The following is a 25,700-nucleotide window of genomic DNA, read 5'->3' as shown; positions in this document are numbered from 1 at the left end:
CGCCCGACGGCCGGCGCCGCCCGGCCCTCGCGTTCCAACCTCCACGCCTTGCGCGCCGCCGCCGGCGCCTCCACCTGGCTTGCCATGACCGGTCCCCGCCTCGTCCCCTGCCCCCATTGCGGCCAGCCCGCGCCCTTCGAGCCCGCCAACCGCTGGCGGCCGTTCTGCAGCCAGCGCTGCCGCGAAATCGACCTCGGCGCCTGGGCGCGCGAGGACTACCGCGTTCCTGACCAGGGCCGCGACGGCGCCGAGCCCGGCCTGCCGGACGACCCTCAGGATTTCCCGCACTGAAGCGTCGCACCCCCTTGAAGCCGGGAAAGCCGTCCCTATAATCTGTTTCGCTAGCACTCGCCGCCGGTGAGTGCTAACAGCCGGTCGAGGTGACCGGCTGCGAATTTGTAAGGCGCGCCCGGTGGCGCGTTTGTCATCCCTCCCGAAAAGCGAACCAAGGAGAAGCAATGAAACTTCGTCCGTTGCATGACCGTGTGATCGTCAAGCGTCTTGAAAACGAAACCCGCACGGCCTCGGGCATCGTGATTCCCGACAACGCCGCGGAAAAGCCCGACCAGGGCGAGGTGCTGGCTGTCGGCCCGGGCAAGCGCAACGACAAGGGCGAGTTCGTGGCCCTGAACCTGCAAGTGGGCGACCGCGTGCTGTTCGGCAAGTACAGCGGCCAGACCGTCAAGGTTGATGGCGAAGAGCTGCTGGTGATGCGCGAAGAAGACCTCTTCGCCGTCATCGAGAAGTAATCGCTCCTTCCCCACCCGCATCTACTGAATCCGGAGAATTCCAATGGCAGCTAAAGACGTCGTGTTCGGCGGTGAAGCCCGCGCCCGCATGGTTGAAGGCGTGAACGTTCTGGCCAACGCCGTGAAGGTCACCCTGGGTCCGAAGGGCCGCAACGTGGTGCTCGAGCGCTCCTTCGGCGCCCCCACCGTGACCAAGGACGGTGTGTCCGTGGCCAAGGAAATCGAGCTCAAGGACAAGCTCCAGAACATGGGCGCGCAAATGGTCAAGGAAGTTGCTTCCAAGACCAGCGACAACGCCGGTGACGGCACCACCACCGCCACCGTGCTGGCCCAAGCCATCGTTCGCGAAGGCATGAAGTACGTGGCCGCGGGCATGAACCCGATGGACCTCAAGCGCGGCATCGACCGTGCCGTGGCCGCCCTGGTCGAGCAGCTGCGCGCCGCTTCCAAGGCCACCACGACCTCCAAGGAAATCGCCCAGGTCGGCGCCATCTCCGCCAACTCCGACGAATCCATCGGCCAGATCATCGCTTCGGCCATGGACAAGGTCGGCAAGGAAGGCGTGATCACCGTCGAAGACGGCAAGAGCCTGGACAACGAGCTGGATGTCGTGGAAGGCATGCAGTTCGACCGCGGCTACCTGTCGCCCTACTTCATCAACAACCCCGAGAAGCAGTCGGCCATCCTGGACAACCCGTTTGTCCTGCTGTTCGACAAGAAGATCAGCAACATCCGCGACCTGCTGCCCACGCTGGAGCAAGTGGCCAAGGCCGGCCGTCCGCTGCTGATCATTGCCGAGGAAGTTGAAGGCGAGGCCCTGGCCACGCTGGTGGTCAACACCATCCGCGGCATCCTGAAGGTCGTGGCCGTCAAGGCGCCGGGCTTCGGCGACCGCCGCAAGGCCATGCTGGAAGACATCGCCATCCTGACGGGCGGCAAGGTCATCGCCGAGGAAGTGGGCCTGTCGCTGGACAAGGTCACGCTGGCTGACCTGGGTCAGGCCAAGCGCGTCGAAGTGGGCAAGGAAAACACCACCATCATCGACGGCGCCGGCGCTGCCGCGGACATCGAAGCCCGCGTCAAGCAGATCCGCATCCAGATCGAAGAAGCCACCAGCGACTACGACCGCGAGAAGCTGCAAGAGCGCGTGGCCAAGCTGGCCGGCGGCGTGGCCGTCATCAAGGTCGGTGCCGCCACCGAAGTCGAGATGAAGGAGAAGAAGGCCCGCGTGGAAGACGCGCTGCACGCCACCCGTGCCGCCGTTGAAGAAGGCATCGTCGCCGGCGGCGGCGTGGCCCTGCTGCGCGCCCGCCAGGCTGCCGGCACCATCAAGGGCGACAACGCCGACCAGGACGCCGGCATCAAGCTGGTCCTGAAGGCCATCGAAGCCCCGCTGCGCGAGATCGTCGGCAACGCCGGTGGCGAGCCCAGCGTGGTCGTCAACGCCGTGCTGGCCGGCAACGGCAACTACGGCTTCAACGCCGCCAACGACACGTACGGCGACATGATCGAGATGGGCATCCTGGATCCCACCAAGGTCACCCGCACCGCGCTGCAGAACGCCGCCTCCGTGGCCTCGCTGATGCTGACCACCGAAGCCATGGTCGCCGAAGCCCCGAAGGACGACGCTCCCGCCATGCCCGGCGGTGGCATGGGTGGCATGGGCGGCATGGGCGGCATGGACATGTAATGTCCGGCGCCCTGTAGCCTTACAGAGCACCCAAACGAAAAGCCCGCGGCTTGCGCCGCGGGCTTTTTTCGTTGGGGCAGGACCGGAAGAACTCAGCCCTGGGCCGGCGGCGCGACGCCCTCGCTCTCGCTCTCGGTCTTGGCGCCTTCCAGTGCTTCATCCTCCTGCGGCGGCACGTCCACCGGGTCCGGCGCCTCCACGCGCACGTGCTCGCTGATCCAGCCGCGCAGCGTCAGCGCCGCGTCGTCCACGCCGGACTTCTTCAGCGCCGAGAACAGCAGCACGCCGATGTCGGCCTCGTCGCTGGCAATCTCGCCCAGCACTTCGGAGACGCTGCGCAGCGAGGCATCGGCCTCCTTGCGCGAGAGCTTGTCGGCCTTGGTCAGCAGCACCAGCAGCTTCACCTCGCCCGTCTGCACGCGCGGGGCGATGAAGCCCAGGAGCTGCTTGTCCAGGTCCGTGAACCCCAGGCGCGAATCCACCATCAGCACCACGCCCGCGAGGTTGCGGCGCACTTCCAGGTAGTTGGCCATCACCTGCTGCCAGCGCAGCTTGGCCGAGCGCTCCACGGCGGCGTAGCCGTAGCCGGGCAAGTCGGCGAAGAGCGCGTCCGGCGCGTCCTTGGGCCCAAGGTGGAACAGGTTGATGTGCTGGGTGCGCCCGGGCGTCTTGGACGCGAAGGCCAGGCGCTTTTGCTGGGCCAGGGTGTTGATGGCGGTGGATTTGCCGGCGTTGCTTCGGCCGACGAAGGCGACTTCCGGCAATTCGGTGACGGGAAGCTGGTCGAGCTTGCTGGCGGTGGTCAGGAATCGCGCCGTGTGGGTCCAAGCCAGTGAAGACTTGGCGTCAGGGGCACCTGATGTAAGGGACGTGTGCATGAGGCATTGTAAAATTTCAAGGTTTGCCCCCATTGACCCTTTCGGCAGCCCAAGAAATGAAGTCGATCTTTGCCCGCACCATCAAGACGGCGCTTGTTGCGCCGGCCCTTGCGTTCGCTCTGGCGACGCCCGTTTTGGCTGCCGAAGCGGCAGCGCCGGCCAAGCCGGACCTGGCCAAGGGCCAGGCCACGGCCATGGTCTGCGCCGCCTGCCACGCTGCCGACGGCACGCGGGGCATTCCCACCAACCCCATCCTGCAAGGCCAGCACGCCGAGTACCTGGTCAAGCAACTGACCGAGTTCAAGGCCGGCAAGCGCCAGAACCCCATCATGCAGGGCATGGCCGCCTCGCTGAGCGAGGAAGACATGCGCAACGTCGCCGCCTTCTACGCCAGCAAGCAGGCCGAAGCCGGCGCCGCTGCCGACAAGGACCTGGTGCTGTTGGGCGAGAAGATCTACCGCGGCGGCCTGGCCGACCGCAACATCCCGGCCTGCGCCGGCTGCCACAGCCCCTCCGGCGTCGGCATCCCCGCGCAATACCCGCGCCTGGCCGGCCAGCACACTGACTACACCATGAGCCAGCTCAACGCCTTCCGCGCCGGCACCCGCGGCAACAGCGTGCAGATGACGGGCGTGGCCGCCAAGATGAGCGACCGCGAAATCAAGGCCGTGGCCGACTACGTCGCCGGCCTGCACTGAGCTTTCGCCAAGGCGAAAGCCTTCCCGTAGTACCCCAAGGCCGGTCCCGTACCGGCCTTTTTTATGGCGCGGCGCCAACCCTTCACGCTTGACCGTTATCAAGCGGGGTACATGCGCTGGCCCGGACAATCCTGCGATGACCGTCTCCGCCCCCGCCGCGCGCGCGCCTCAGCAGCGGCTGCGCGACACCCTAGAGCTGGTGTCGTCGATGCGCTTTGCCATCGCGCTGCTCACCGTGATCTGCATCGCCTCGGTGATAGGCACCGTGGTCAAGCAGCACGAACCGCTCAACAACTACGTCAACCAGTTCGGCCCCTTCTGGGCCGAGGTCTTCGGCGCCGTGGGCCTCTACAGCGTCTACAGCGCCTGGTGGTTCCTGCTCATCCTGGGCTTCCTGGTGCTCTCCACCAGCCTGTGCATCGCCCGCAACACGCCGCGCTTCCTGGCCGACATGCGCTCCTACAAGGAGAACATCCGCGAGTCGGCCCTGAAAGCCTTCCACCACAAGGCCCAGGGCGTGCTGCCGGACGAGGCGCCGCAGGCCAGCCTGCAGCGCGTCTCCCAGCTCCTCACCGGCAACGGCTGGAAGGCCAAGGTGCAGCAGCGCGAGGGCGGCACGCTCATTGCCGCGCGCAAGGGCGCGGCCAACAAGCTGGGCTACATCGCGGCGCACTCGGCCATCGTCCTGATCTGCCTGGGGGGCCTGTTCGACGGCGACCTCATCGTGCGCGCGCAGATGCTGCTGCTGGGCAAGACGCCCTTCAACGGCGGCGGGCTGATCCGCGACGTGGCGCCTGAGCACCGCCTCTCGCCGGCCAACCCCACCTTCCGCGGCAACCTGCTGGTGCCTGAGGGCGTGAGCGCCGGCACGGCGGTGCTGAACATGTCCGACGGCGTGGTGCTGCAGGACCTGCCCTTCGACGTCGAGCTGAAAAAGTTCATCGTCGAGTACTACGACACGGGCATGCCCAAGCTGTTCGCCAGCGAGATCGTGATCCACGACCACGAGAGCGGCCAGGCCACGCCCGCCACCGTCAAGGTCAACGAGCCCGCCTTCCACCGCGGCATCGCCATCTACCAGAGCAGCTTCGACGACGGCGGCTCCAAGCTCAAGCTGCAGGCCGTGCCCATGAAGCCCGGCGCCAAGGCCTTCACCATCAACGGCACCGTGGGCGACAACTCGCCGCTGGACAAGGTGAACCTGCCCTACACGCTGGAGCTCACGGGGCTGCGCGTGATCAACGTCGAGAACATGGGCGCCGCCAGCACCGACTCCGGCGCCGACGTGCGCAAGGTGGACCTGGCCGACTCGCTGCAAAAGCACCTGGGCTCCGGCGCCAAGTCGCAGACCGAGAAGCAGCTGCACAACATCGGCCCCTCGTTCAGCTACAAGCTGCGCGACGCCAGCGGCCAGGCGCGCGAGTTCAACAACTACCAGTTGCCCGTGGAGCTGGACGGCCAGCGCGTGCTGCTGGCGGGCATGCGCGACAACCCCAACGAGGCCTTCCGCTACCTGCGCATTCCCGTGGACGAGCAGGACCGCATGGACACCTGGCGCCGCATGCGCGAGGCGCTGCTGGACCCGGCCGCCCGCGAGCAGGCCGCGCGCCGCTACGCCAAGGCCGCCTCGCCCGCCGACAAGCCGGAGGTGATGCAGCAGCTCCAGGTCACGGCGCAGCGCGTGCTGGGCCTGTTTGCCGGCGCCGACAAGCCGCCGGCCCTCGCCCCCGCGGCCGGCGCGGCCAGCGGCGCCGCAGGTGCCGCGGCGGCCGAGGCCGACCCCCCGCCCGGCGGCCTGGCCGCCATGGCGCGCTTCATGGAAACCACCGTGCCGGAAGGCGACCGCGCCCGCGTCTCCGAAGTGCTGCTGCGCATCCTCAACGGCAGCCTGTTCGAGCTGGCCAACATCGCCCGCGAGCAGGCTGGGCAGCCGGCCATGACCAACAGCGAGAAGACGCAGGCCTTCATGACGCAGGCCGTGGTGTCGCTGTCCGACAGCTTCTACTACCCCGTGCCCGTGCTGCTGCAGCTCGACGACTTCCAGCAAATCCAGGCCAGCGTGTTTCAGATTGCGCGTGCGCCGGGCAAGAAACTGGTGTATTTAGGCGCCGTGCTGCTGATCCTGGGCGTGTTCGCCATGCTCTACGTGCGCGAACGCCGCCTGTGGGTCTGGGTACAGGCACAAGACCAGGGCTCCCGCATCACCACCGCCTTGTCCACCACGCGCCGGACCATGGACGCCGACGCTGAATTTGAGCTGCTCAAGAAGGCCATCCTGAAGGACGCTGCCGCATGAACACCGCAACCACCACCCTCTTGCTGGGCCGCAGCCACCCGCTGTCCGGCCGCAGCCCCTACGACTGGCTGTTCGCCCTGCTGGCCGTGGCCGGCGCCGTGTTCGCCTTCTCCCGCTACGGCGAGGCGATGGACGTGTACGAAAAGGGCATCCTCGTCGGCAGCGTCCCGGCCGTGATCTGGCTGGGCTGGTTCTGGGGCCCGCTGCGCACGCTCATGTTGGGCGTGACCGGCGTCACCCTGCTGGCCATCTCGCTGTACTCGCGCACGCCGGATGCCTTCGGCGCCGACCTCGCGGCCGGGGAGAAGGTCTTCCTTTTGAAATATTTCCTCTCCAGCCAGAGCGCGATCCTGTGGATGTGCGTGCTGTGCTTCATGAGCACGGTCTTCTACTGGTTCGGCTTCGCCGCGCGCGGCACGGACAACGTGGCGCAGCGCCTGGGCTCGCGCTTCGCCTGGGGCGCCGTGTTCATGGCGCTCACCGGCACCATGGTGCGCTGGTGGGAAAGCCACCAGATCGGCGCCGGCATCGGCCACATCCCGGTGAGCAACCTCTACGAGGTGTTCGTCCTGTTCTGCTGGCTGACCGCCCTCTTCTACCTGTACTTCGAGCAGCACTACCGCACGCGCGCCTTGGGCGCCTTCGTGATGCTGGTGGTCAGCGCCGCGGTGGGCTTCCTGCTCTGGTACACGGTCGCGCGCGAGGCGCAGCAGATCCAGCCGCTGGTGCCCGCCCTGCAGAGCTGGTGGATGAAGCTGCACGTGCCGGCCAACTTCATCGGCTACGGCACCTTCGCGCTGTCAGCCATGGTGGCGTTCGCCTACCTGATCAAGCAGCACGCGGGCGAGACGGCCTGGTGGAAACTCGCGCCGCTGGCGCTGCTGGGCATCGTGCTGTGCTTCGAGCCGCTGGTGTTCCGCCCGGGCGCGCAGACGGCGGGTGCGAGCTACTGGATCGTCTACTTCGGCATCAGCGCGCTCATCGTGGGCGGCATCCTGTTCGCGCGACGCGCCATCGCCGAGAAACTGCCGGCGCTGGAGCTGCTGGACGACCTCATGTACAAGGCCATCGCCGTCGGCTTCGCCTTCTTCACCATCGCCACCATCCTGGGCGCCTTCTGGGCCGCCGAGGCCTGGGGCGGCTACTGGAGCTGGGACCCCAAGGAGACCTGGGCGCTGATCGTGTGGCTGAACTACGCCGCCTGGCTGCACATGCGGCTCATGAAGGGCCTGCGCGGCTCCATGTCCGCCTGGTGGGCGCTGGCCGGCCTGGTGGTCACCAGCTTCGCCTTCCTGGGCGTGAACATGTTCCTCTCCGGCCTGCACTCCTACGGCGAGCTGTGAGCCCGGCTTGAACGGATAAAACCCTTGAACGAGACGGCGCCCAATGCGGGCGCCGTTTTCATTTGCGGCCCGCGGGCGACGGGGTTTTTCCAGGCCACTGGCGCTTCACCGCCCCATGAAAGCTGGCAGCGCTGACAGCTTTCTCACGAAAACTTCACATCGACAGGCCTCCAGGAACTTCGCCGGTTCGTACACGGTCTGGACCACAAGCAACCAGGAGACTTCATATGCATCCGATCAGGGACCGCGGCTTCAACCACGCCACCCCGTCCGAGATCACGCCGCAGGCCGTTTATGAGCAGCGCCGGCAGTTCCTCAAGACCATCGCCACCGGGGCGGCCGGCAGCGTGCTGGCCACGTGGGCGGCGCGCGACGCCCGCGCCGCCTTCACCGGCCACGGCCAATATCCCAAGCTGGCCTCCGTGCCCAGCACCCTGCCCAGCGCCAACGCCATGGACAAGGTGACGGACTACCAGGACGCCACCACCTACAACAACTTCTACGAGTTCGGCACCGACAAGTCCGACCCCTTCGCCACGGCCGGCCGCATGAAGACGCGGCCCTGGACGGTGACGGTGGAGGGCAACGTCGCCAAGCCGCAGACCTTCGACATCGAGCAGCTCATGAAGCTGGCGCCGCTGGAGGAGCGCCTCTACCGCCTGCGCTGCGTGGAGGGCTGGTCCATGGTGATTCCGTGGATAGGCTTTTCGCTGTCGGAAGTCATCAAGCGCGTGCAGCCCACGGGCAACGCCAAGTACGTGGAGTTCGTGACCCTGGCCGACCCCAAGCAGATGCCCTTCGTGGGCTCCCGCGTGCTGGACTGGCCCTACGTGGAAGGTTTGCGCATGGACGAGGCCCTGCACCCGCTGACCATGCTGGTGTTCGGCATGTACGGCGAGGTGCTCCCCAACCAGAACGGCGCGCCGCTGCGCCTGGCCGTGCCCTGGAAGTACGGTTTCAAGAGCGGCAAGTCCCTCGTGAAGATCCGCTTCGTGGAGCAGCAGCCGCGCACGGCGTGGCAGAAGTCGGCGGCCGAGGAATACGGCTTCTACTCCAACGTGAACCCCAACGTGGACCACCCGCGCTGGAGCCAGGCCACGGAGCGGCGCATTGGCGAGGGCGGCCTCTTCGCCAAGAAACGGCCCACGCTGATGTTCAACGGCTACGAGCCGCAGGTCGGCCAGCTCTACGCGGGCATGGACCTGAAGAAGAACTACTGACAAGGCGGCCGACGTGGCGAACCCCGCAATCGCCGCCGGCGCGGCGAGGAAAAAGCCTTTGCTGCTGCACCCGGCGTCCAAGCCGCTGCTGTTCGCTCTCCTGCTGCTGCCGCTGGCCTACCTGGTGTGGGCTGCGGCCACCGACAGCTTGGGCGCCAACCCGGCCGAGGCGCTGATACGCCGCAGCGGCGACTGGACGCTGCGGCTGCTGTGCGCGACCTTGGCGATCACGCCGCTGCGGGTGCTGCTGAAACAGCCGGCGCTGGTGCGCTTTCGGCGCATGCTGGGCGTGGCGACCTTCGGTTATGCCGTCGTGCACTTCGTCTGCTACGCGGTGCTGGACCAGGGCTTGGACCTGCAAGTGATCCTGAAGGACATCGCCAAGCGGCCCTTCATCCTGGTCGGCACGGCTGCGCTGGTGCTGATGACGCCGCTGGCGCTGACCTCCTTCAACCGCGCCATCAAGGCGCTGGGCGGCAAGCGCTGGCAGCGGCTGCACCAGAGCATCTACGCCATTGCACTACTGGCGCTGCTGCACTTCTTCTGGATGAAGGCGGGGAAGAACGATTTCACTCAGTGGTCGATCTACGCGGCGGTGATTGCGGCGCTGCTGGGGTGGCGGGTGTGGGAGGCGAAGAAGCGCAGCAGCGCTGCGCTGTTGAAGCAGCCCGTGAGCTGAAGCGGCTCACACCCAATTTCGTCATTCCCGCGAAGGCGGAAATGACGAAGTAGAGGACGAAACGCTTGAGCTTTCGGCATGTGTCGAGTCAGTCAGCCGGTCGCTGCAAGCTTCGCCCTGGGCCGCCCTCGTCACCTGCTCAACACCGGCGCCAGCGCCTTGCCCGTATGGCTGCCCGCCTTGACCAACGCTTCCGGCGGGCCGGCCACGACGAGCTTGCCGCCGCCGCTGCCGCCTTCGGGGCCCAGGTCCAGCACCCAGTCGGCTTCGGCGATCAGGTCCAGGTCGTGCTCGATCACCACCACGCTGTGGCCGCCGGCCACCAGCCGGTGCAGCACGTGGATCAGCCGCTCCACGTCCGACATGTGCAGGCCCACCGTCGGCTCGTCCAGCACGTACAGCGTGTGCGGCGCCTTCTGGCCACGGCGGCCCACTTCGTCACGCACCTTGGACAGCTCCGTCACCAGCTTGATGCGCTGCGCCTCGCCGCCTGAGAGCGTCGGCGAGGGCTGGCCCAGCGTCAGGTAGCCCAGGCCCACGTCCTTGAGCAACTGCAGCGGGTGCGCGATGCCGGGCATGGAGGCGAAGAACTCCACCGCCTCGTCCACCTCCATGTTCAGCACGTCGCCAATGCTCTTGCCGCGCCAGGTGACGGCCAGCGTCTCCGGGTTGAAGCGCTGGCCGTGGCACACGTCGCAGGGCAACTTCACGTCCGGCAGGAAGCTCATCTCTATGGTGCGCAGGCCCTGCCCCTCGCAGGCCGGGCAGCGGCCTTCGCCGGTGTTGAAGCTGAAGCGCCCCGGCCCATAGCCGCGCGCCTTGGCCTCCAGCGTCTGCGAGAAGAGTTTGCGGATGGCGTCCCAGAAGCCGATGTAGGTCGCCGGGCAGGAGCGCGGCGTCTTGCCGATGGGCGTCTGGTCCACCTCCAGCACGCGGTCCACGTGCAGCCAGCCTTCCACGGCGCCGCAACCGGTGAGCGAGACGCCCTTGCCGCGCGCCGCCACCAGCGCCTGCACGTTGGAGAGCAACACGTCGCGCGCCAGCGTGCTCTTGCCGGAACCCGAAACGCCCGTCACCGCCACCAGGCGGCGCAGCGGCACGCCCACGTCCACGCTCTGCAGGTTGTGCAGATTCGCCTTGCGCACGCGCAGCCACTGCACGCCGTCGTCCACCGGGCGGCGCGCCTCGATCGGGTGCTTCAAGGGCGAGGCCAGGAAGCGGCCGGTGATGGACGCCGGCTGCGCGGCCAGCTCCTCGGCCGTGCCCTGGGCCACCACCTGGCCGCCGCGGCGGCCGGCGCCGGGGCCGATGTCGATGATGTGGTCGGCGCGGCGGATGGTGTCCTCGTCGTGCTCCACCACCACCAGCGTGTTGCCGCGGCTGCCCAGCTCCTGCAGGGCGTCCAGCAGGATGCCGTTGTCGCGCGGGTGCAGGCCGATGGTGGGCTCGTCCAGCACGTAGCACACGCCCTGCAGGTTGCTGCCCAACTGCGCCGCCAGGCGTATGCGCTGCGCCTCGCCGCCGGAGAGCGTGGGGGCGGCGCGGTCCAGCGTCAGGTAGCCCAGGCCCACGGCTTCCAGGAATTTCAGCCGGCTGGCGATTTCCGTCACCACGTCGCGGGCGATGCCGGCGTCACGCCCAACGAGCTTCAAACCGTCCATCCACTCGCGCGCCTGCTGCACGGACCAGGCCGCCACCTCGCTGATGGGGCGCTGGTCGAACTGCACGGCCAGCGACACGGGGTTGAGCCGCGCCCCGTGGCAGGCCGGGCAGGCGCGGTCGGTGACGCCTTCGGCCTCGGCCTCCTCGGCCGGGAAAGCCTGCTCGCGGCCGCGGTTGTCCTCGTCGCGCACCGAGTCGTCATAGACCTTGCGCTGCTCGCGCGTGAGCGCCAGGCCCGTGCCCACGCACTCGCCGCACCAGCCGTGCTTGCTGTTGTAGGAAAACATGCGCGGGTCCAGCTCGGGGTAGCTCGTCCCGCAGGTCGGACAGGCGCGCTTGGTCGAAAAGACTTTCACGTGGCACAGCCCGCTGGTCGGCTTGCCGCAGGCCATGGCGTCGCGCAGCTTGTCCAGCGGATGCAGCAGGTGCATCACGCCCTTGCCGTGCTCCAGGGCGGACTGCAGCAGCTCGCGCAGGCGGTTCTCGTTCTCCGGCGTCACCAGCAGGTCGCCCACCGGCAGCTCGACCGTGTGCTCCTTGAACCGGTCCAGGCGCGGGAAGGGCTGCACCGGGACGAACTCGCCGTCCACGCGCAGGTGCGTGTAGCCGCGGGCCAGGGCCCACTTGGCCAGGTCCGTGTACAGGCCCTTGCGGTTGACGACCAGCGGCGCCAGCAGGCCCACGTGCTGGCCGCGGTGCTCGCGCAGCAACTGCGCGGCGATGCTCTCGGCGCTTTGCGGCATCACCGGCGTGCCGTCGTGGATGCAGCGCTGCAGGCCCAGCTTCACCCACAGCAGGCGCAGGAAGTGCCAGACCTCGGTGGTGGTCGCCACCGTGCTCTTGCGCCCGCCGCGCGACAGGCGCTGCTCGATGGCCACCGTGGGCGGGATGCCATACACCGCATCCACCTCCGGCCGCCCCGCGGGCTGGACGATGGAGCGCGCATAGGCGTTGAGCGACTCCAGGTAGCGCCGCTGCCCCTCGTTGAACAGGATGTCGAAGGCCAGCGTGCTCTTGCCAGAGCCGGAGACGCCGGTGATGACGCTGAAGCGGCCGTGCGGAATCTCCACGTCCACGCCCTTGAGGTTGTGCTCGTGGGCGTTGACGATGCGGATGGACTCGGCCGGCGGCGTGGCGCGCCGCGACGCGACCAGCGACTGCAGCGGCCGCCCCTCCTCCACCGCGCCGTCCAGCCCAAGCGCGCGCTCGTAGGCGCACAGCGCCCGGCCGGTGTGCGAGATGGGGTGGGCCTTGATGTCCTCCGGCGTGCAGGCCGCCACCAGCTCGCCGCCGCCCTCGCCGCCCTCGGGGCCCAGGTCGATGAGCCAGTCCGCGGCGCGGATCACGTCCAGGTTGTGCTCGATGACGATGAGCGAATGCCCCGCCTCCAGCAACTTGCGCAGCGCGCGCATGAGGCGGGCGATGTCCTCGAAGTGCAGCCCCGTGGTGGGCTCGTCGAACAGGAACAGCGTGCCCTTGCGCGCCAGCGGCTGGCGGCTCTTGGAGGCGGACTGCGCCGCCTCGGCCAGGAAGCCCGCCAGTTTCAGCCGCTGCGCCTCGCCGCCGGAGAGCGTGGGCACGGGCTGGCCCAGGCGCAGGTAGTCCAGGCCCACGTCCACGATGGGCTGCAGCGCGCGCGCCACCTCGCGGTCGCCGCGAAAGCGCTGCAGCGCCTCGCTGACGGTCAGCTCCAGCACGTCGGCCACGCTCAGCTCGCCGCCCGTCACTTCGGCGGGCAGGCGGCGCTCGATCTTCACGTCCAGGATTTCGGCGCGGTAGCGGCGGCCTTCGCAGTCCGGGCAGCGCAGGTACACGTCCGACAGGAACTGCATCTCCACGTGCTCGAAGCCGGAGCCGCCGCAGGTTGGGCAGCGGCCGTCGCCGGCGTTGAAGCTGAACATGCCCGCGCCATAGCCGCGCTCGCGCGCCAGCGGCGCCTCGGCAAAGAGCTTTCGGATCTCGTCGAAGGCGCCGACGTAGCTGGCGGGGTTGGAGCGCGCGGTCTTGCCTATGGGGCTTTGATCGACGAACACCGCGTCGGAGAGCATGTCCGCGCCGAGCAGCTGGTCGTGCTCGCCGGGCGCTTCGGTGGCCTTGCCGAAGTGGCGGGCCAGGGCGGGGTACAGCACGTCCTGCATCAGCGTGCTCTTGCCGGAGCCGGAGACGCCGGTGACGACCACCAGGCGCTGCAGCGGGAAATCGACCGTGACGTTCTTGAGGTTGTGCTCGCGCGCGCCTTCGAGGATGAGGCGCGGCGTGCTGTCGCTGACGAAGCGCTTGATGCTGCCGCCGACGTGCTTGCGCGCCCCCAGGTAGGCGCCGGTGAGCGTATCGGCCTGGCGGGCGGCGTCCGGCGTGCCGTCGAAGACGATGCTGCCGCCGCGCTCGCCGGGGCCGGGGCCCATGTCGATGAGGCGGTCGGCGGCCAGCATCACCGCCGGGTCGTGCTCCACCACCACCAGCGTGTTGCCCGCGTCGCGCAGGCGCTGCATGGCCTGCACGATGCGGTCCATGTCGCGCGGGTGCAGGCCGATGCTGGGCTCGTCCAGGACGAACAGCGTGTTCACCAGGGAGGTGCCCAGCGCCGTGGTCAGGTTGATGCGCTGCACCTCGCCGCCGGAAAGAGACCGGCTTTGCCGGTCCAGCGTCAAATAGCCCAGGCCCACGTCGCAGAGGTAGCGCAGCCGGGTGCGCACCTCGTCGAGCAGCAGCTCCATGGCGGCCTGTTCGGCCTGCGGCTTGTCCTGCACGCCGGCCTCGATGCCGTCGAAGAAGCCGCGCAGGCGCTGCAGCGAGAGCTGCATGAGGTCGTGCAGGTGCAGGCCCGGCAGCGCTTGGAGCTGCTCGCGGGTCCAGTCCACGCCCTTGGGCATGAAGCGCTTTTCAGGCGGCAGCACCGCGTCGGCCTGTGCCTTGGTGCCTATGCGCCACAGCAGCGCCTCGGTCTTGAGCCGCGCGCCGCGGCAGCTTGGGCACTCGGTGTAGCTGCGGTACTTGGACAGCAGCACCCGGATGTGCATCTTGTAGGCTTTGCTCTCCAGGTAGTCGAAGAAGCGGCGCACGCCGTACCACTGCTTGTTCCACTGGCCGTTCCAGTTGGGCGAGCCGCCCAGCACCCAGTCCTTTTGCGACGGGGAGAGCTGCGACCAGGCCGTGTCGCGCGGGATGCCGGCCTCGCCGGCGTACTTGATCAGGTCGTCCTGGCACTCCTTCCACGCGGGCGTCTGCATGGGCTTGATGGCGCCGCCGCGCAGCGTCTTGCGCTCGTCGGGGATGACCAGGCCCATGTCCACGCCGATCACGCGGCCGAAGCCCTTGCAGGTTTCGCAGGCGCCGAAAGGCGAGTTGAAGGAGAACAGCGAAGGCTGCGGCTGGGCGTAGCGGATGTCGCTCTCGGGGCAGTGCAGCCCGGTGGAGAACTTCCACAGCTCCTCGCCCCCGTCCTGGAGCACGTAGACGGTGAGCCGGCCGGTGCCGCGCTTGAGCGCCAGCTCGATGGCCTCCATGGCGCGCACCTGCTCCACGTTGCCGATGCGGAAGCGGTCGGCCACCACGTCCAGCAATTTCCGCTCGCCCACGGTGCGCTCGGCCTGCACTTTCGTGAAACCGCCGGCGGCCAGCCACTGCTCGACCTCCTCGGCACTGGTGTTGGCGGGCAGCTCCACGGGGAAGGTCAGGGCCAGGCGCGGGTCGCCGGACGTGGCGGCGCGGCGTTGCATCTCGGCGTAGATGGACTCCGGCGTGTCGTGGCGCACGGGCAGCGCGGTCTGCCGGTCGAACAGGTCGGCGGCGCGGGCGAACAGCAGCTTCAGGTGGTCGTTGAGCTCCGTCATCGTCCCGACCGTGGAGCGGCTGGTGCGCACGGGGTTGGTCTGGTCGATGGCGATGGCCGGGGGCACGCCCTCGACGCGGTCCACGGCCGGGCGGTCCATGCGGTCCAGGAACTGGCGCGCGTAGGCGCTGAAGGTCTCCACGTAGCGGCGCTGGCCTTCGGCGTAGAGGGTGTCGAACACCAGGCTGGACTTGCCCGACCCGCTTGGGCCGGTGACCACCGTCATCTCGCCGGTGCGGATGTCCAGGTCCAGGTTCTTCAGATTGTGCTGGCGCGCGCCGCGGATGCGGATGACTCCGGAACTCATGGATGGGTCTTTTCAGAAAAAGGCGGAAGATTCTAGGACTGTATAAAAAAACACCCCTGGGCAGGGTTGCCACGCAGGGCCCCAGAATTGCCCAGGAGAGCAATCCCGCGGCCTGATGGACGGGGACCGAATACAAGGTTTAACGTTTCGGCTTTTTTGCCGAAATGGACCTAAATGCTTGATGCGACAAGAAAAAACCTGGGCAAGCTTCCGGGGCCGTCAACAAGGGGGCCGGTGCTAGCATGGGCGCCGACTGCGTGCTTACGCGGTACGTGCCGGCAGACCAGGAAAGACCCCCGGCCATTTCGGGCACCCGCATGGAGAACTGCATGAATTCGGTGCCACAAGCGCCCGCCACTGATGCCGTTGGAACCTTGGCCGCCGGTCCGGTGCTGCTGGTCGAGGACCATCCGGTCAATCAGATGATTGCGCTGGAGATGCTCAAGGCGCTTGGGCTGGAAGTGCTCACCGCGGACGACGGCGCGCAGGCGCTGGAGCGCTGCGAGGCCATGCCGCCGCGCCTGGTGCTCATGGACCTGCAGATGCCGGTGATGGACGGGCTGCAGGCCACGCGCCGGCTGCGCGAGATGCAGCAACAGGGGCGGCTGCCGGGCTTCCCCATCCTGGCGCTCACCGCGCACGCCCTGGCCAGCGACCGCGAGATGGCCCTGGCCGCCGGCATGGACGACTACCTCACCAAGCCCATCGTCTTCGAAACCCTGCGCCGCGCCCTGGCGCGCTGGCTGCCGGAGCTGTCGGCCGGTTGATACGCCTGCATACACTTGCGGCCGCCGGGCCGCAGCCCGGCACCCCCACCCTCATTCCATGAAGCCTTTGCCACGCAGCAGGGCCGCCGGAGACAAACCATGACCACTGGACGCACGCGGCTGGCCTGTGCCGCCGCAGCCTTTTCCTGGGCCTGCCTGCCCGCTTGGGCACAAACCGCCACCTCGGCTGCCGGCCCAAGTGCCGGCTGGCCCACCAAGCCGGTGACGGTGATCGTCCCCTTCCCCGCCGGCGGCGGCACGGATGCCTTCGCCCGCCCGCTGTTCGCGCAGCTCAGCAAGCAGTTGGGCAAGCAGTTCGTGATCGACAACAAGGGCGGTGCCGGCGGCACCGTGGGCGCGGCGCTGGCGGCGCGGCTGCCAGCCGACGGCCACAGCTTCTTCATGGGCGGCGTGCACCACGCCATCGCCCCAGCCATGTACCCCAAGCTGGACTACAGCCTGGAAGCCGATTTCATTCCCGTGGGCCTGGTTTCCAGCGTGCCGCAGGTCATCGTGGTCAACGCAAGCAGGCCGGCAGCCTCCGACCTGCCCGGGCTGTTGCAGCGGCTGCGGAGTAAACCGGGCCAGTTGAACTACGGCTCGGCCGGCAACGGCACCTCGCACCACCTGGCCGGCGAGCTGTTCAAGCTGCAGACCAAGACCTTCATCACCCATATCCCCTACCGCGGCGCGGGCCCGGCGCTGCAGGACCTGATGGCCGGGCAGGTGGACATGATGTTCGACGGCCTGGGCAGCTCGGCCGCGCACATCCGCAGCGGGCGGCTGAAGGCGCTGGCCGTGGCCGGCGAGCGCCGCGCGCCCGGCTTCCCCGACATCCCCACCGCGCGCGAGCTGGGCGTGCCGGACTATGTGGTGAGCACCTGGTACGGCCTGTGGGCGCCCAAGGGCACGCCGCGCGAGTCCGTGGAGCGCATGCAGGCCGAGCTGAAGAAGGCGCTGGAGTCGCCGGAGCTCAAGGCCGCCTGGACCAGCTTGGGCAGCGAGACGCCCAACGTCTGGGGCGAGGCCTTCGGAGCCTACGCGGCCAAGGAAACCCGGCGTTGGGCCGATGTCGTGAAAAGCTCCGGCGCGCGCATGGAGTGATGGTTCAAACCGCCCCCGCCGGGCCGCCGCGGCGCGGTGCTTGGCATGATCGCGGGTTCGCCAAGTTCGCCGTCCGAGACGGGCCGGCGCTCCACAGGCGCCCGTCCCTGCTGCCCCCAGACCTGTTTTTCCAGACCATGAGCAACCTCTACGCCGCGCTGCGCGCGGGCTTTCCCGCCGACCTGGACCGCTGCGCCATCGAAGCGCTGGACGCCCCCGGCGGCCCGCTGCACTACACCTGGCGCGACATCGAGCGCGGCAGCGCCATGATCGCCAACCTGCTGCAGGGCCTGGACCTCGCGGCCAGCAGCGACGGCGTGCCGCCGCGCGTGGCCGTGCAGGTGGACAAGAGCGTCGAGGCGCTGATGCTCTACCTCGGCGTGCTGCGCGCCGGCATGGTCTACCTGCCGCTGAACAACGCCTACCAGGCGGCCGAGGTCGAGTACTTCATCGGCAATGCCGAGCCGGCCGTGGTGGTGTGCGCGCCGCGCAACTTCGGCTGGGTCAGCCGCACGGCCTTCAACGCGGGCGCCCAACACGTGTTCACCTTGGGCGAGGAGCGCGACGGCACGCTGCTGCAGCGCGCGTCGGTGCAAAGCGACGAGCAGATGCCCGTGGAGCGCGGCGCCGACGACCTGGCGGCCATCCTCTACACCAGCGGCACCACCGGCCGCAGCAAGGGCGCCATGCTCAGCCACGGCAACCTGCTGAGCAACGCGCAGGTGCTCAAGGACTACTGGGACTGGCAGCCCGGCGACGTGCTCATCCACGCGCTGCCCATCTTCCACGTGCACGGCCTGTTCGTGGCCTCGCACGGCGCGCTGCTCAACGGCAGCACCATGCTGTGGCTCAACAAGTTCGACCCGCGCACGGTCGTGTCGCTGCTGCCGCGGGCGACCGTCTTCATGGGCGTGCCCACGCTGTACGTGCGCCTGCTGGCCGACGCGGGCCTCACGCGCGAGGCCTGCAGCCGCATGCGCCTGTTCATCTCCGGCTCCGCCCCGCTGCTCATAGACACGTTCACCCAGTGGCAGCAGCGCAGCGGCCACACCATCCTGGAGCGCTACGGCATGAGCGAGACGGCCATGCTGACCTCCAACCCCTGCAAGCCGCAGGACGGCGAGCGCCGCGGCGGCACCGTCGGCCAGCCCCTGCCCGGCGTGGGCGTGCGCGTGATGGACGACGCAGGCAACCCCTGCCCGGCCAACGAGATCGGCCATATCCAGGTGCGTGGCCCCAACGTGTTCGCCGGCTACTGGCGCATGCCGGAAAAGACAAAAGAGGAATTCACCGCCGACGGCTGGTTCAAGACCGGCGACGTGGGGAAAATCGAAGCCGACGGTTATGTGGTGATCGTGGGCCGCAGCAAGGATTTGATCATTTCCGGCGGCTACAACGTCTACCCGGCCGAAGTCGAGAGTTTCATCAACGACTTCCCCGGCGTGGCGGAAAGCGCGGTGGTCGGCGTGCCGCACCCGGATTTCGGCGAGGCTGTCGTTGCGGTGGTGATTCCCGCGGCCGGCGCGGCGCTGGATGCGGCCGAAGTCATCACCAAGCTGAAAGCCGGCATCGCGGGATTCAAGGTGCCCAAGCAGGTTTTCATTTCGCCTGAGCTGCCGCGCAATGCGATGGGCAAGGTGCAGAAGAACCTGCTGCGCGACCAATACAAAACGCTGTTCGCCTGACCGCCATGAACGACGCCGCCGTGAATATCCCGCCGCTGGACGACCGCTGCCCGCGCTGCGGGGGGAGTTTTCATTGCGGCGTCAATGGCGCGGGGCCTTGCCCGTGCACGACGGTGCAATTGAGTGCGGAATTGCAGGCGACGTTGAGGCAGCGGTTCGAGGGCTGCCTGTGTGTTTCCTGCCTGGCAGCGCTGGCGGGCGGAGCGGCATTGGATAGGGCGGAATAAATTCCGCCATCAAATCCCTCACACCATCAAATCCACCTGCCCCACCGTTCCCGCGCCTTTTCCATCTTCCTGCAAATAAACCCCCGCCTGGCGCATCACGCCCTGCTCCACGTTATTTGCATCCTTGAATTTGAAAGGCGCAGCCGTGCTTTGCGTGGAAATGGCCCCTATGTTGGCCGCCAATAAACCCTGCAGGTGGTCCTTGCCGGCTTCGTCCTTGGTCCAGAGCTTCAGCTGGCTGAAGGCCGGGTCGTTCTCATCTACCCAGCCATTTTTGTCCACGTCCAGTTCAGCCAATTCTGCAAAGCCGTTGCCGGTTTTCGTGCCGAACAGTTCCTTGCCGTCGTTGGCCTTGTTGTCGTTGTTCTTGTCGAAAACCAGGAAACCGCTGCCTGACTTTACGAAACTGATTTTTTCCTTGTTGCCGTCGCCGTCCAGATCGAAATCGAATTTCGTGTCGGTCAATTCCGGGACTTGGCCGGGATAGGTGATGACCAGCGGGTCCTTGGGCGCCTGGCCGACCTGGAAATGCGTGCTCTCCGAGCTGGAATAGCTGCGCTGCATGTCCAGCGCCACTTGGAAAGATATTTCCTGCCCGTCGGCGGTCTTCACCACGCCCTGGGCTTCGAAATGCATTTGCTCGCTTTCCGTGTGGGTGACGGTCTTGTCGTAGCTCATGCCCACGGCCGTGGCGTTGTCGAGCCGGCGGGCGGCTTGGCCAGCCTGGGCGGTCTGGGCGGTCTGGGCGGCCTCAAGCGGGCGGGCATTGGCCAAGCGTATGAACTCGCCCAGCACCTTCTCCACCACGCTCTTGATCAGCTTCAGGCGCGGCGGCAGGTTGTCCTCGTCCTCCTCGCTGGTGCCTTCCGTCGCGGACGTGCCGGACGCAGGCGCGGTGGACTCGGAGGCCGAGGCCGACAGCGCCGCTTCCCGCAGGGAGGCCCGCGCCTCGGCCTGCGCGGCGGCGCGGCGTCCGGCCTCCGAAATCTCCACCGAGCTGGCTGCCACGCCCACGCCGGCACTGGCGTAGTGGCCTTCCAGGTTGAGGGTGCTGCGGCGGTTGCCGTTCCACGCCTGCATCGTCTCCTTCACGTCGGTCTGACGGCTTTCGGCATGCATGGAAGCCATTTGCAGGCTGGAACTGGCGATCTTCATGGCACCCCTCCCCGGGACTTCGTTGCTTGGAAGTAACGGCCGGTGCCTGGAAATCTTGAGGACTTCCCGTTGCGGACGCCCCAACGAAACGGCGCCGTCAATGGCGGCGCCGTCAGGAGCATGCGGGCCGGCATCGGCCCGCGCGGGAAGCGGAAATCAGCCGGTGATCATGAGCTGGTTGTCCACCGACTTGACGCCCTTGATGTCGCGCGCCATGGCCTCGGCCTTCTGGCGGGCGGCGAAGGTTTTCACCTCGCCGCGCAGGCGCACGAAGCCCTGCGTGGAATCGACGTTGATCTTGAGGGCGCTCAGGTCGCTGTCGGCGGCGTACTTGGCCTTGAGCTCGGTGACGATCTTGGCGTCGTCCACGGCTTCGCCCACGGTGCGGTGCGGGGCGCCGTCGGCGCGGTCGGGGCTGCCGGCCAGGGTGCCGCAGCCGGTCAGGAAGGCGGAAGCGATCAGGGCGGCGGGCAGCAAGTGCTTGGCATTCATGCGGGATGGTCCTCTAGAGGCTTGTTTTGTTCGGCACGGCCGGCCCAACGCACATCACTGGACGCGGGCCGCCGCTGCAAACGTCCACCGCGGCGGCTCATGGGAAACCGGCGCGGCGGGCGCCCGTCTTGGGCAAGCCGCGTGCCGCGTGGGGCGTGGTGCCCCCCTGCCACTGGGCCGGTGGCTCAGAAGCGCGGGCTCTTGCCGCTGAAGTCCGGCTGGTACTTGCGCATCTGCTTGAGGTCGTCGCGGTTGCGCACGCCGCAGGTGAGGTACTGCTCGTGCAGGCGGGCCAGGGCCTCGCGGTCCAGCTCCACGCCCAGGCCCGGCTTGGTCGGCACGGCCACGGCGCCGTCCTTGAAGGCGATGCGGCCGCCGGCAATCACTTCCTCTTCCTGCCACGGGTAGTGCGTGTCGCAGGCGTAGCTGACGTTGGGCACGGCGGCGGCTACATGGGTCATGGCCATCAGGCTGATGCCCAGGTGCGAGTTGCTGTGCATCGAGAGGCCCAAGTCGAACACCTCGCACATGCGGCCCAGCGCCTGCGTGGCGCGCAGGCCGCCCCAGTAATGGTGGTCGGACAGGATGATCTTCGTCTTGCAGCCCAGCTCCACGTTGCGGCGGAACTCGTCCATGGTCGTCACCACCATGTTGGTCGCCAGCGGGGACTTGCAGTGCCTGGAGAGCTCGGCCATGCCTTCCAGCGTGGGCGTCGGGTCCTCGTAGTACTCCAGCAGCTCGTCCAGCTCCTGCGCGGCCTGGATGCTGGTGGCCAGCGACCAGTTGGCGTTGGGGTCCAGGCGCAGCGGGTGATTGGGGAAGGCCTCGCGCAGGGCGCGGATGGTGGCGATCTCGTGCGCGGGCTCGAACACGCCGCCTTTGACCTTGATGCTCTTGAAGCCGTAGAGGTCCACCATGCGCTGCGCCTGCGCCACCATCTGCGCGGGGCTGAGGCCCTCGCCCCAGGCGTCCGGCGCGTAAGGCTTGTCCGCGTGCTCGGCGTACTTGAAGAAGAGGTAGGCGCTGTAGGCCACCGAGTCGCGCACGGCGCCGCCGAGCAGGTCCACGATGGGGGCGTTCAGCATCTGGCCCTGCAGGTCCAGCAGGGCCACTTCCAGCGCGCTGGTGACCTTGGCCGCGTTCTTGGCCGTGTGTGAGCCGGGGGCCAGGGTGAATTCCACCGCGCCGGCATTGAGCGCCGCCGTGGCGGCGGGCTTGAAGGCGGCGCGCACGCGCTGCTCCATCTCGTTCAGGTCGAAGGGCGACAGGCCCTCCAGCAGCGGCTTGGCCACGTCCAGCGCGCGCAGCATGGGCTCGTCGCCGTAGGTCTCGCCCAAGCCGACGCGGCCGTCCGTGGTCTCGATTTCCACGATGGCGCGCAGCGCCCAGGGCTCGTGGATGCCGCTGGCGTTGAGCAGCGGGCCGTCGCGGAAGGCGATGGGGGTGACGCGGACGTGGCGGATCAGGTTGTCGCGGTGCTTCATGGGGTGTTCAAAAATGTTGGTTGAGGCCGCTGAAGCCCCGCCGTCACACCCGCGGAAGCGGGTGTCCACGAACACCGGGCGGCATCCCGGCCGGCGTGGATGCCCGCTTTCGCGGGCATGACGAGGCTTTGTTTCAGCGTTGGGCGAAAGGAGCAGCCGGGAGGCGCGTCACTCGGCGCTGGCGCCGGTCTTCTTGACCAGCGCGCCCAGGCGCGGAATGTCGGTGCGCATCAGCGCGGCGAGCTGCTCGGGGCCGCCGCCCACCACTTCCATGCCGAACTGCTGCTCCAGCTTGGTTTTCACTTCCGGCATCTGCAGCACCTTGGCGATTTCGGTGGCCAGGCGCTGGGTGATCTCCTTGGGCGTGCCCTTGGGCGCGTACACGGCCTGCCAGGAAACGAGGTTGAAGCCGGGCATGCCGGCCTCGACCATGGTGGGCACGTCCGGCGCGAGCACGTTGCGCTTCTGCGAGGTCACGGCCAGCACCTTGAGCTTGCCGCCCTTGGCCAGGGGCAGGCCGGCGGTGAGCTGGTCGAAGAGGAAGGGCACGTTGCCGGCCACCACGTCCTGCAGCGCCTGCGGGCTGCCCTTGTAGGGCACGTGCTGCATGGGCACGCCCAAGGTGTCGGCCAGCAGCGCGCCAGTCAGGTGCGTGGAGGTGCCGGCGCCGGAAGAGGCATAGGACGCTTCCTTGGGATGGGCCTTGATCCAGGCGACAAGCTCCTGCACGGAGCTCACGCCCAGGCCGGCATTCACCATCAGCGCATTGGGCACGTAGGCGATGAGGCTGATGGGCTCGAAGTCCTTGACCGGGTCGTAGGGCAGGTTCTTGTAGAGCGAGGCGTTGATGGCATGGGTGCTGATGGTCCCGCCGATCAGCGTGTAGCCGTCCGGCGCGGCCTTGGCCACGGCCGAGACCCCGATCACGCCGCCCGCGCCGGCCCGGTTGTCCACCACCACGCCCTGCTTGAGCGCGGCCTGCAGGTGCTGCGCCACGGTGCGCGCCACCACGTCGGTGGAGCCGCCCGGGGCAAACGGGACGACCCAGGTGATGGGTTTGCTGGGATAGCCCTGCGCCTGCACGGCACCACAGGCGGCGGCGGCCAGGGTCAGGGCAAGCAGGGTGCGGCGCGTGTACTTCATGGCGGGGCTTTCTGATGCTGCGGCTGCCGGTGGAATCCAAACGGTAGCGCTACCAAATGAAGGCGCGATGGTAGCGCTACCGAATTGAATCCATGCTCGGGTTTACCCCTGCGCAGGGGCTTGAGACAGCCTCAGGTGCTCTCTCGCTGCACCACGCTGAAGCCCACGTCGATCACTTTTTCCCCCACCTCGCGCCCCTCCACGCGCTCCACGATGAAGCGCGCCGCATGCCGGCCTATGGCGGTGCCGTCTATGCGCATGGTGGTCAGGGCCGGGTGCAGAGAGGCGGCGAAGGGCATGTCGCCGAAGCCGGCCAGGGCGAGGTCCTGCGGCACGCGCAAGCCGCGGGACTGCGCCTCGGCCAGGGCGCCCAGGGCCAGCGCGTCGGAGGCGCAGAACACGGCCTGCGTCTGCGGCGCCTGCGCCAGCAGCCGGTGCAGGCCGGCGCGGCCTTCCGGCACGCCCGTGGGCGCGGGCAGTGCCAGCGCGGGCACCTCGCCGCAGCCCAGCGCGCGGGCCCGCTCGACGAAGCCGCGCTGGCGGCGCAGGGCGCGCGCGTCGTCACCGCCCAACACGGCCAGGCGCCGATAGCCGCGCGACACGAGGTGGTCGGCCATGGCGGCGGCGGCGGCCTCGTGCGAGAAGCCCACCAGCATGTCCACGGGCGAGCTCGTGAAATCCCAGGTCTCCACCACCGGCAGGCCGCTGGCCTGCAGGCGCCGGCGCGCCTGGGGCGAGTGCATGACGCCGGTGAGCACCAGCCCGTCGGGGCGGCGGCCCAGGATCTGTTCGAGCAGCTCGTCCTCGCGCGCGCCGTCGTAGCCGCTCTGGCCCAGCATGAGCTGGTAGCCCTTGTCGGCCAGGGCCTCGGTGAGGGCCTGCACCGTCTCCAGGAACACCGGGCCGGCGATGGAGGGAACGACGGCCGCCACCAGCCGGCTGCGCCGCGAGGCCAGGCCGCCGGCCAGCAGGTTGGGCACGTAGCCCGTGCGCTGCACGGCCTCGCGCACGCGCTGCAGCACCTGCGGCGACACCTGCGCGGGCGTGTTCAGGGCGCGCGAGGCGGTGATGGGCGCCACGCCCGCGAGGCGGGCCACGTCGCCCAGGGTGATGCCCCCGCCGCCGCGGCGCTTGCGGGGAGTGCTCGTCGTGTCGTCCATGGCGGGATTGTGCGCCGCGCGCCGCAGCCGATGGCAGCGCTACCACCTTCCCTGCCCCGCCGCACGGCATGGGGCTTGCCGCCCACGGGGCAACCACAGGAGTTGCCATGATCAAGTCCGACACCATCGCCAACCCGCCCGGCGAGACGCCGCCCAACGGCACGCCGGGGCCCGCGGGCAAGGCCGTGCCCGATACCACGAGCGCCGTGGGCAATACCGCGCAAGGCAGCAGCGGCGCGGGCGACGGCACCACGCAAAGCTCGGACTGGCTGGCCGAGGCCCGTGTAGGCGGCGCTGGCGGCACGGCCGGCGCGCCCGCTGCCGGCGAGCCCAAGGGCCCGCCCATGCGCTCCGGCAGCGGCGGCGCCGACCGCCAGGGGCACACCGAGGAATCGCGGCGCGGGCAGTACTGAGCCCGCGGCCCGCGGCGTCAATCGGCCCGCAGCCAGCCCACCTTGCCCTGGCCCATCTCGTTGATGCGGGCGACGAAGGCGGCAGTACGGTCCTCGGGGCCGCTGAAGCTGAGCTGCACCAGGCTGCCGTGGGCGACTTCGCCCAAGTTGAAGCCGGCGGCCTCGATTGCGCGGCGCAGCAGGCCTTCCAGCGCGTAGGGCACGGTGCAGCGCAGGGCCTGCAGGCGCTGCAGCTGCACCTTCTCGGCCTGCAGCAGGGCTTGGGCGACGCTGTCGGTGTAGGCGCGCACCAGGCCGCCGGCGCCCAGCTTCACGCCGCCGAAGTAGCGCACCACGGTGGCCAGCACGCCTTCGAGCTGTTGCCTGCGCAGCACTTCCAGCATGGGGCGGCCGGCCGTGCCGCCGGGCTCGCCGTCGTCCACCGCGGCGGACTGGCCGCCGGCCAGCAGTGCCCAGCACACGTGCGTGGCCGTGGGGTGCAGCGCGCGCAGCCCGGCCACGCGCACCAGCGCCGCGGCGCGGTCCGGCACGGGCTCGACGCAGCCGATGAAGCGGCTCTTCTGGATCAGCAGTTCGCTGTGGCAGGCGGCGGCAAGGGTGAGCGGCATGGGCGTGATTGTCCGTCCGCGCCGGGGCGGCATTGCCGGGCGTCGGACAATGGCGGCTTGCCTGGAGTAAGTCCCTTGAGCCGCGAACTCTTCACCGACCGCGACACC

Annotated in this window: 21 protein-coding genes; 13 read left to right on the top strand and 8 right to left on the bottom strand. The window is 68.6% G+C overall.

Features of this window, described 5'->3' with window-relative positions:
* The first annotated feature begins 84 nt into the window (after positions 1-84).
* The 3 genes from SM757_RS14545 (at position 85) to groL (ending at position 2,439) form a co-directional block, all read left to right on the top strand.
* Positions 85-291, top strand: a complete 207-nt coding sequence (locus SM757_RS14545; protein ID WP_066337068.1) for a DNA gyrase inhibitor YacG — start codon at positions 85-87, stop codon at positions 289-291.
* A 167-nt stretch (positions 292-458) separates the two neighbouring features.
* Entirely contained in the window at positions 459-749 is a 291-nt protein-coding gene (locus tag SM757_RS14540) for a co-chaperone GroES (protein ID WP_066337023.1), read from the top strand.
* A 43-nt stretch (positions 750-792) separates the two neighbouring features.
* Complete coding sequence (gene groL, locus SM757_RS14535; RefSeq protein WP_066337025.1) at positions 793-2,439, top strand: chaperonin GroEL; 1,647 nt, start codon at positions 793-795, stop codon at positions 2,437-2,439.
* A 92-nt stretch (positions 2,440-2,531) separates the two neighbouring features.
* On the opposite strand, the gene yihA is transcribed toward groL, so the two are convergent.
* Complete coding sequence (gene yihA, locus SM757_RS14530; RefSeq protein WP_322466007.1) at positions 2,532-3,317, bottom strand: ribosome biogenesis GTP-binding protein YihA/YsxC; 786 nt, start codon at positions 3,315-3,317, stop codon at positions 2,532-2,534.
* Positions 3,318-3,373: 56 nt separating this feature from the next.
* On the opposite strand from yihA, the gene SM757_RS14525 reads away from it, so the two are divergent.
* From SM757_RS14525 to SM757_RS14505, 5 genes are all read left to right on the top strand, one after another.
* Positions 3,374-4,015: a c-type cytochrome gene (locus tag SM757_RS14525; protein WP_322466006.1), complete on the top strand. Its 642-nt coding sequence runs from the start codon at positions 3,374-3,376 to the stop codon at positions 4,013-4,015.
* 136 nt (positions 4,016-4,151) lie between these two features.
* Positions 4,152-6,311 carry a cytochrome c biogenesis protein ResB gene (locus tag SM757_RS14520; RefSeq protein ID WP_066337032.1) on the top strand — a complete coding sequence of 720 codons (2,160 nt, stop codon included), beginning with the start codon at positions 4,152-4,154 and terminating at the stop codon, positions 6,309-6,311.
* Positions 6,308-7,654 carry a c-type cytochrome biogenesis protein CcsB gene (gene ccsB / locus SM757_RS14515; protein ID WP_322466005.1) on the top strand — a complete coding sequence of 449 codons (1,347 nt, stop codon included), beginning with the start codon at positions 6,308-6,310 and terminating at the stop codon, positions 7,652-7,654. Before SM757_RS14520 ends, ccsB begins: the two co-directional genes overlap by 4 nt.
* 227 nt (positions 7,655-7,881) lie before the next feature.
* A complete protein-coding gene (gene msrP, locus SM757_RS14510) occupies positions 7,882-8,874 on the top strand; it encodes a protein-methionine-sulfoxide reductase catalytic subunit MsrP (protein ID WP_066339077.1) in 993 nt (330 codons plus the stop codon).
* Positions 8,875-8,887: 13 nt separating this feature from the next.
* The gene (locus SM757_RS14505) at positions 8,888-9,553 is read left to right on the top strand and encodes a protein-methionine-sulfoxide reductase heme-binding subunit MsrQ (protein ID WP_322466004.1); all 666 of its coding nucleotides are present in this window, start codon (positions 8,888-8,890) and stop codon (positions 9,551-9,553) included.
* Positions 9,554-9,684: 131 nt separating this feature from the next.
* Here SM757_RS14505 and uvrA read toward each other — a convergent pair whose 3' ends face one another.
* Positions 9,685-15,354 (bottom strand): excinuclease ABC subunit UvrA, encoded by a 5,670-nt coding sequence (gene uvrA, locus SM757_RS14500; protein ID WP_322466003.1) that lies wholly within the window; start codon positions 15,352-15,354, stop codon positions 9,685-9,687.
* Positions 15,355-15,683: 329 nt separating this feature from the next.
* Between uvrA and SM757_RS14495 the strand changes: the two genes are divergently transcribed.
* The 4 genes from SM757_RS14495 (at position 15,684) to SM757_RS14480 (ending at position 19,137) form a co-directional block, all read left to right on the top strand.
* Positions 15,684-16,121, top strand: coding sequence for a response regulator (locus tag SM757_RS14495; protein WP_218011490.1), 438 nt, complete (start codon positions 15,684-15,686; stop codon positions 16,119-16,121).
* A 99-nt stretch (positions 16,122-16,220) separates the two neighbouring features.
* Positions 16,221-17,225, top strand: coding sequence for a Bug family tripartite tricarboxylate transporter substrate binding protein (locus SM757_RS14490; protein WP_322466002.1), 1,005 nt, complete (start codon positions 16,221-16,223; stop codon positions 17,223-17,225).
* 137 nt (positions 17,226-17,362) lie between these two features.
* On the top strand, positions 17,363-18,910 hold the full coding sequence (locus SM757_RS14485; RefSeq protein WP_322466001.1) for a malonate--CoA ligase: 1,548 nt from the start codon (positions 17,363-17,365) through the stop codon (positions 18,908-18,910).
* 5 nt (positions 18,911-18,915) lie between these two features.
* On the top strand, positions 18,916-19,137 hold the full coding sequence (locus SM757_RS14480; RefSeq protein WP_084267692.1) for a cysteine-rich CWC family protein: 222 nt from the start codon (positions 18,916-18,918) through the stop codon (positions 19,135-19,137).
* 18 nt (positions 19,138-19,155) lie between these two features.
* Here SM757_RS14480 and SM757_RS14475 read toward each other — a convergent pair whose 3' ends face one another.
* From SM757_RS14475 to SM757_RS14455, 5 genes are all read right to left on the bottom strand, one after another.
* A complete protein-coding gene (locus SM757_RS14475; protein WP_322466000.1) occupies positions 19,156-20,292 on the bottom strand; it encodes a hypothetical protein in 1,137 nt (378 codons plus the stop codon).
* A 156-nt stretch (positions 20,293-20,448) separates the two neighbouring features.
* Entirely contained in the window at positions 20,449-20,784 is a 336-nt protein-coding gene (locus tag SM757_RS14470; RefSeq protein ID WP_066339059.1) for a BON domain-containing protein, read from the bottom strand.
* Positions 20,785-20,969: 185 nt separating this feature from the next.
* Positions 20,970-22,268 carry a glucarate dehydratase family protein gene (locus tag SM757_RS14465; protein ID WP_322465999.1) on the bottom strand — a complete coding sequence of 433 codons (1,299 nt, stop codon included), beginning with the start codon at positions 22,266-22,268 and terminating at the stop codon, positions 20,970-20,972.
* A 168-nt stretch (positions 22,269-22,436) separates the two neighbouring features.
* Positions 22,437-23,411: a Bug family tripartite tricarboxylate transporter substrate binding protein gene (locus tag SM757_RS14460; protein WP_322465998.1), complete on the bottom strand. Its 975-nt coding sequence runs from the start codon at positions 23,409-23,411 to the stop codon at positions 22,437-22,439.
* Positions 23,412-23,542: 131 nt separating this feature from the next.
* Positions 23,543-24,571, bottom strand: coding sequence for a LacI family DNA-binding transcriptional regulator (locus SM757_RS14455; protein ID WP_322465997.1), 1,029 nt, complete (start codon positions 24,569-24,571; stop codon positions 23,543-23,545).
* Between the two features lie 107 nt (positions 24,572-24,678).
* Here SM757_RS14455 and SM757_RS14450 point away from each other — a divergent pair, with 107 nt between their 5' ends.
* Positions 24,679-24,984 (top strand): hypothetical protein, encoded by a 306-nt coding sequence (locus SM757_RS14450; RefSeq protein ID WP_066339050.1) that lies wholly within the window; start codon positions 24,679-24,681, stop codon positions 24,982-24,984.
* Positions 24,985-25,001: 17 nt separating this feature from the next.
* On the opposite strand, the gene SM757_RS14445 is transcribed toward SM757_RS14450, so the two are convergent.
* Complete coding sequence (locus SM757_RS14445; RefSeq protein ID WP_322465996.1) at positions 25,002-25,592, bottom strand: IMPACT family protein; 591 nt, start codon at positions 25,590-25,592, stop codon at positions 25,002-25,004.
* Positions 25,593-25,700 lie beyond the last annotated feature (108 nt).

Origin of the sequence: Azohydromonas lata (assembly GCF_034427735.1) — a bacterium.
In the GTDB taxonomy this organism is placed as follows: domain Bacteria; phylum Pseudomonadota; class Gammaproteobacteria; order Burkholderiales; family Burkholderiaceae_C; genus Azohydromonas; species Azohydromonas lata.
The sequence above is the reverse complement of the archived record's forward strand: the minus strand, read 5'-3'. Positions and strand labels throughout refer to the sequence as shown.

What these genes read in the sequence shown, in the direction of transcription:
- SM757_RS14545 (WP_066337068.1), top strand. Translation starts at nt 85, where the DNA reads ATGACCGGTCCCCGCCTCGTCCCCTGCCCCCATTGCGGCCAGCCCGCG.
- SM757_RS14540 (WP_066337023.1), top strand. Translation starts at nt 459, where the DNA reads ATGAAACTTCGTCCGTTGCATGACCGTGTGATCGTCAAGCGTCTTGAA.
- groL (WP_066337025.1), top strand. Translation starts at nt 793, where the DNA reads ATGGCAGCTAAAGACGTCGTGTTCGGCGGTGAAGCCCGCGCCCGCATG.
- yihA (WP_322466007.1), bottom strand. Translation starts at nt 3,317, where the DNA reads ATGCACACGTCCCTTACATCAGGTGCCCCTGACGCCAAGTCTTCACTG.
- SM757_RS14525 (WP_322466006.1), top strand. Translation starts at nt 3,374, where the DNA reads ATGAAGTCGATCTTTGCCCGCACCATCAAGACGGCGCTTGTTGCGCCG.
- SM757_RS14520 (WP_066337032.1), top strand. Translation starts at nt 4,152, where the DNA reads ATGACCGTCTCCGCCCCCGCCGCGCGCGCGCCTCAGCAGCGGCTGCGC.
- ccsB (WP_322466005.1), top strand. Translation starts at nt 6,308, where the DNA reads ATGAACACCGCAACCACCACCCTCTTGCTGGGCCGCAGCCACCCGCTG.
- msrP (WP_066339077.1), top strand. Translation starts at nt 7,882, where the DNA reads ATGCATCCGATCAGGGACCGCGGCTTCAACCACGCCACCCCGTCCGAG.
- uvrA (WP_322466003.1), bottom strand. Translation starts at nt 15,354, where the DNA reads ATGAGTTCCGGAGTCATCCGCATCCGCGGCGCGCGCCAGCACAATCTG.
- SM757_RS14495 (WP_218011490.1), top strand. Translation starts at nt 15,684, where the DNA reads ATGAATTCGGTGCCACAAGCGCCCGCCACTGATGCCGTTGGAACCTTG.
- SM757_RS14490 (WP_322466002.1), top strand. Translation starts at nt 16,221, where the DNA reads ATGACCACTGGACGCACGCGGCTGGCCTGTGCCGCCGCAGCCTTTTCC.
- SM757_RS14485 (WP_322466001.1), top strand. Translation starts at nt 17,363, where the DNA reads ATGAGCAACCTCTACGCCGCGCTGCGCGCGGGCTTTCCCGCCGACCTG.
- SM757_RS14480 (WP_084267692.1), top strand. Translation starts at nt 18,916, where the DNA reads ATGAACGACGCCGCCGTGAATATCCCGCCGCTGGACGACCGCTGCCCG.
- SM757_RS14475 (WP_322466000.1), bottom strand. Translation starts at nt 20,292, where the DNA reads ATGAAGATCGCCAGTTCCAGCCTGCAAATGGCTTCCATGCATGCCGAA.
- SM757_RS14470 (WP_066339059.1), bottom strand. Translation starts at nt 20,784, where the DNA reads ATGAATGCCAAGCACTTGCTGCCCGCCGCCCTGATCGCTTCCGCCTTC.
- SM757_RS14465 (WP_322465999.1), bottom strand. Translation starts at nt 22,268, where the DNA reads ATGAAGCACCGCGACAACCTGATCCGCCACGTCCGCGTCACCCCCATC.
- SM757_RS14460 (WP_322465998.1), bottom strand. Translation starts at nt 23,411, where the DNA reads ATGAAGTACACGCGCCGCACCCTGCTTGCCCTGACCCTGGCCGCCGCC.
- SM757_RS14455 (WP_322465997.1), bottom strand. Translation starts at nt 24,571, where the DNA reads ATGGACGACACGACGAGCACTCCCCGCAAGCGCCGCGGCGGCGGGGGC.
- SM757_RS14450 (WP_066339050.1), top strand. Translation starts at nt 24,679, where the DNA reads ATGATCAAGTCCGACACCATCGCCAACCCGCCCGGCGAGACGCCGCCC.
- SM757_RS14445 (WP_322465996.1), bottom strand. Translation starts at nt 25,592, where the DNA reads ATGCCGCTCACCCTTGCCGCCGCCTGCCACAGCGAACTGCTGATCCAG.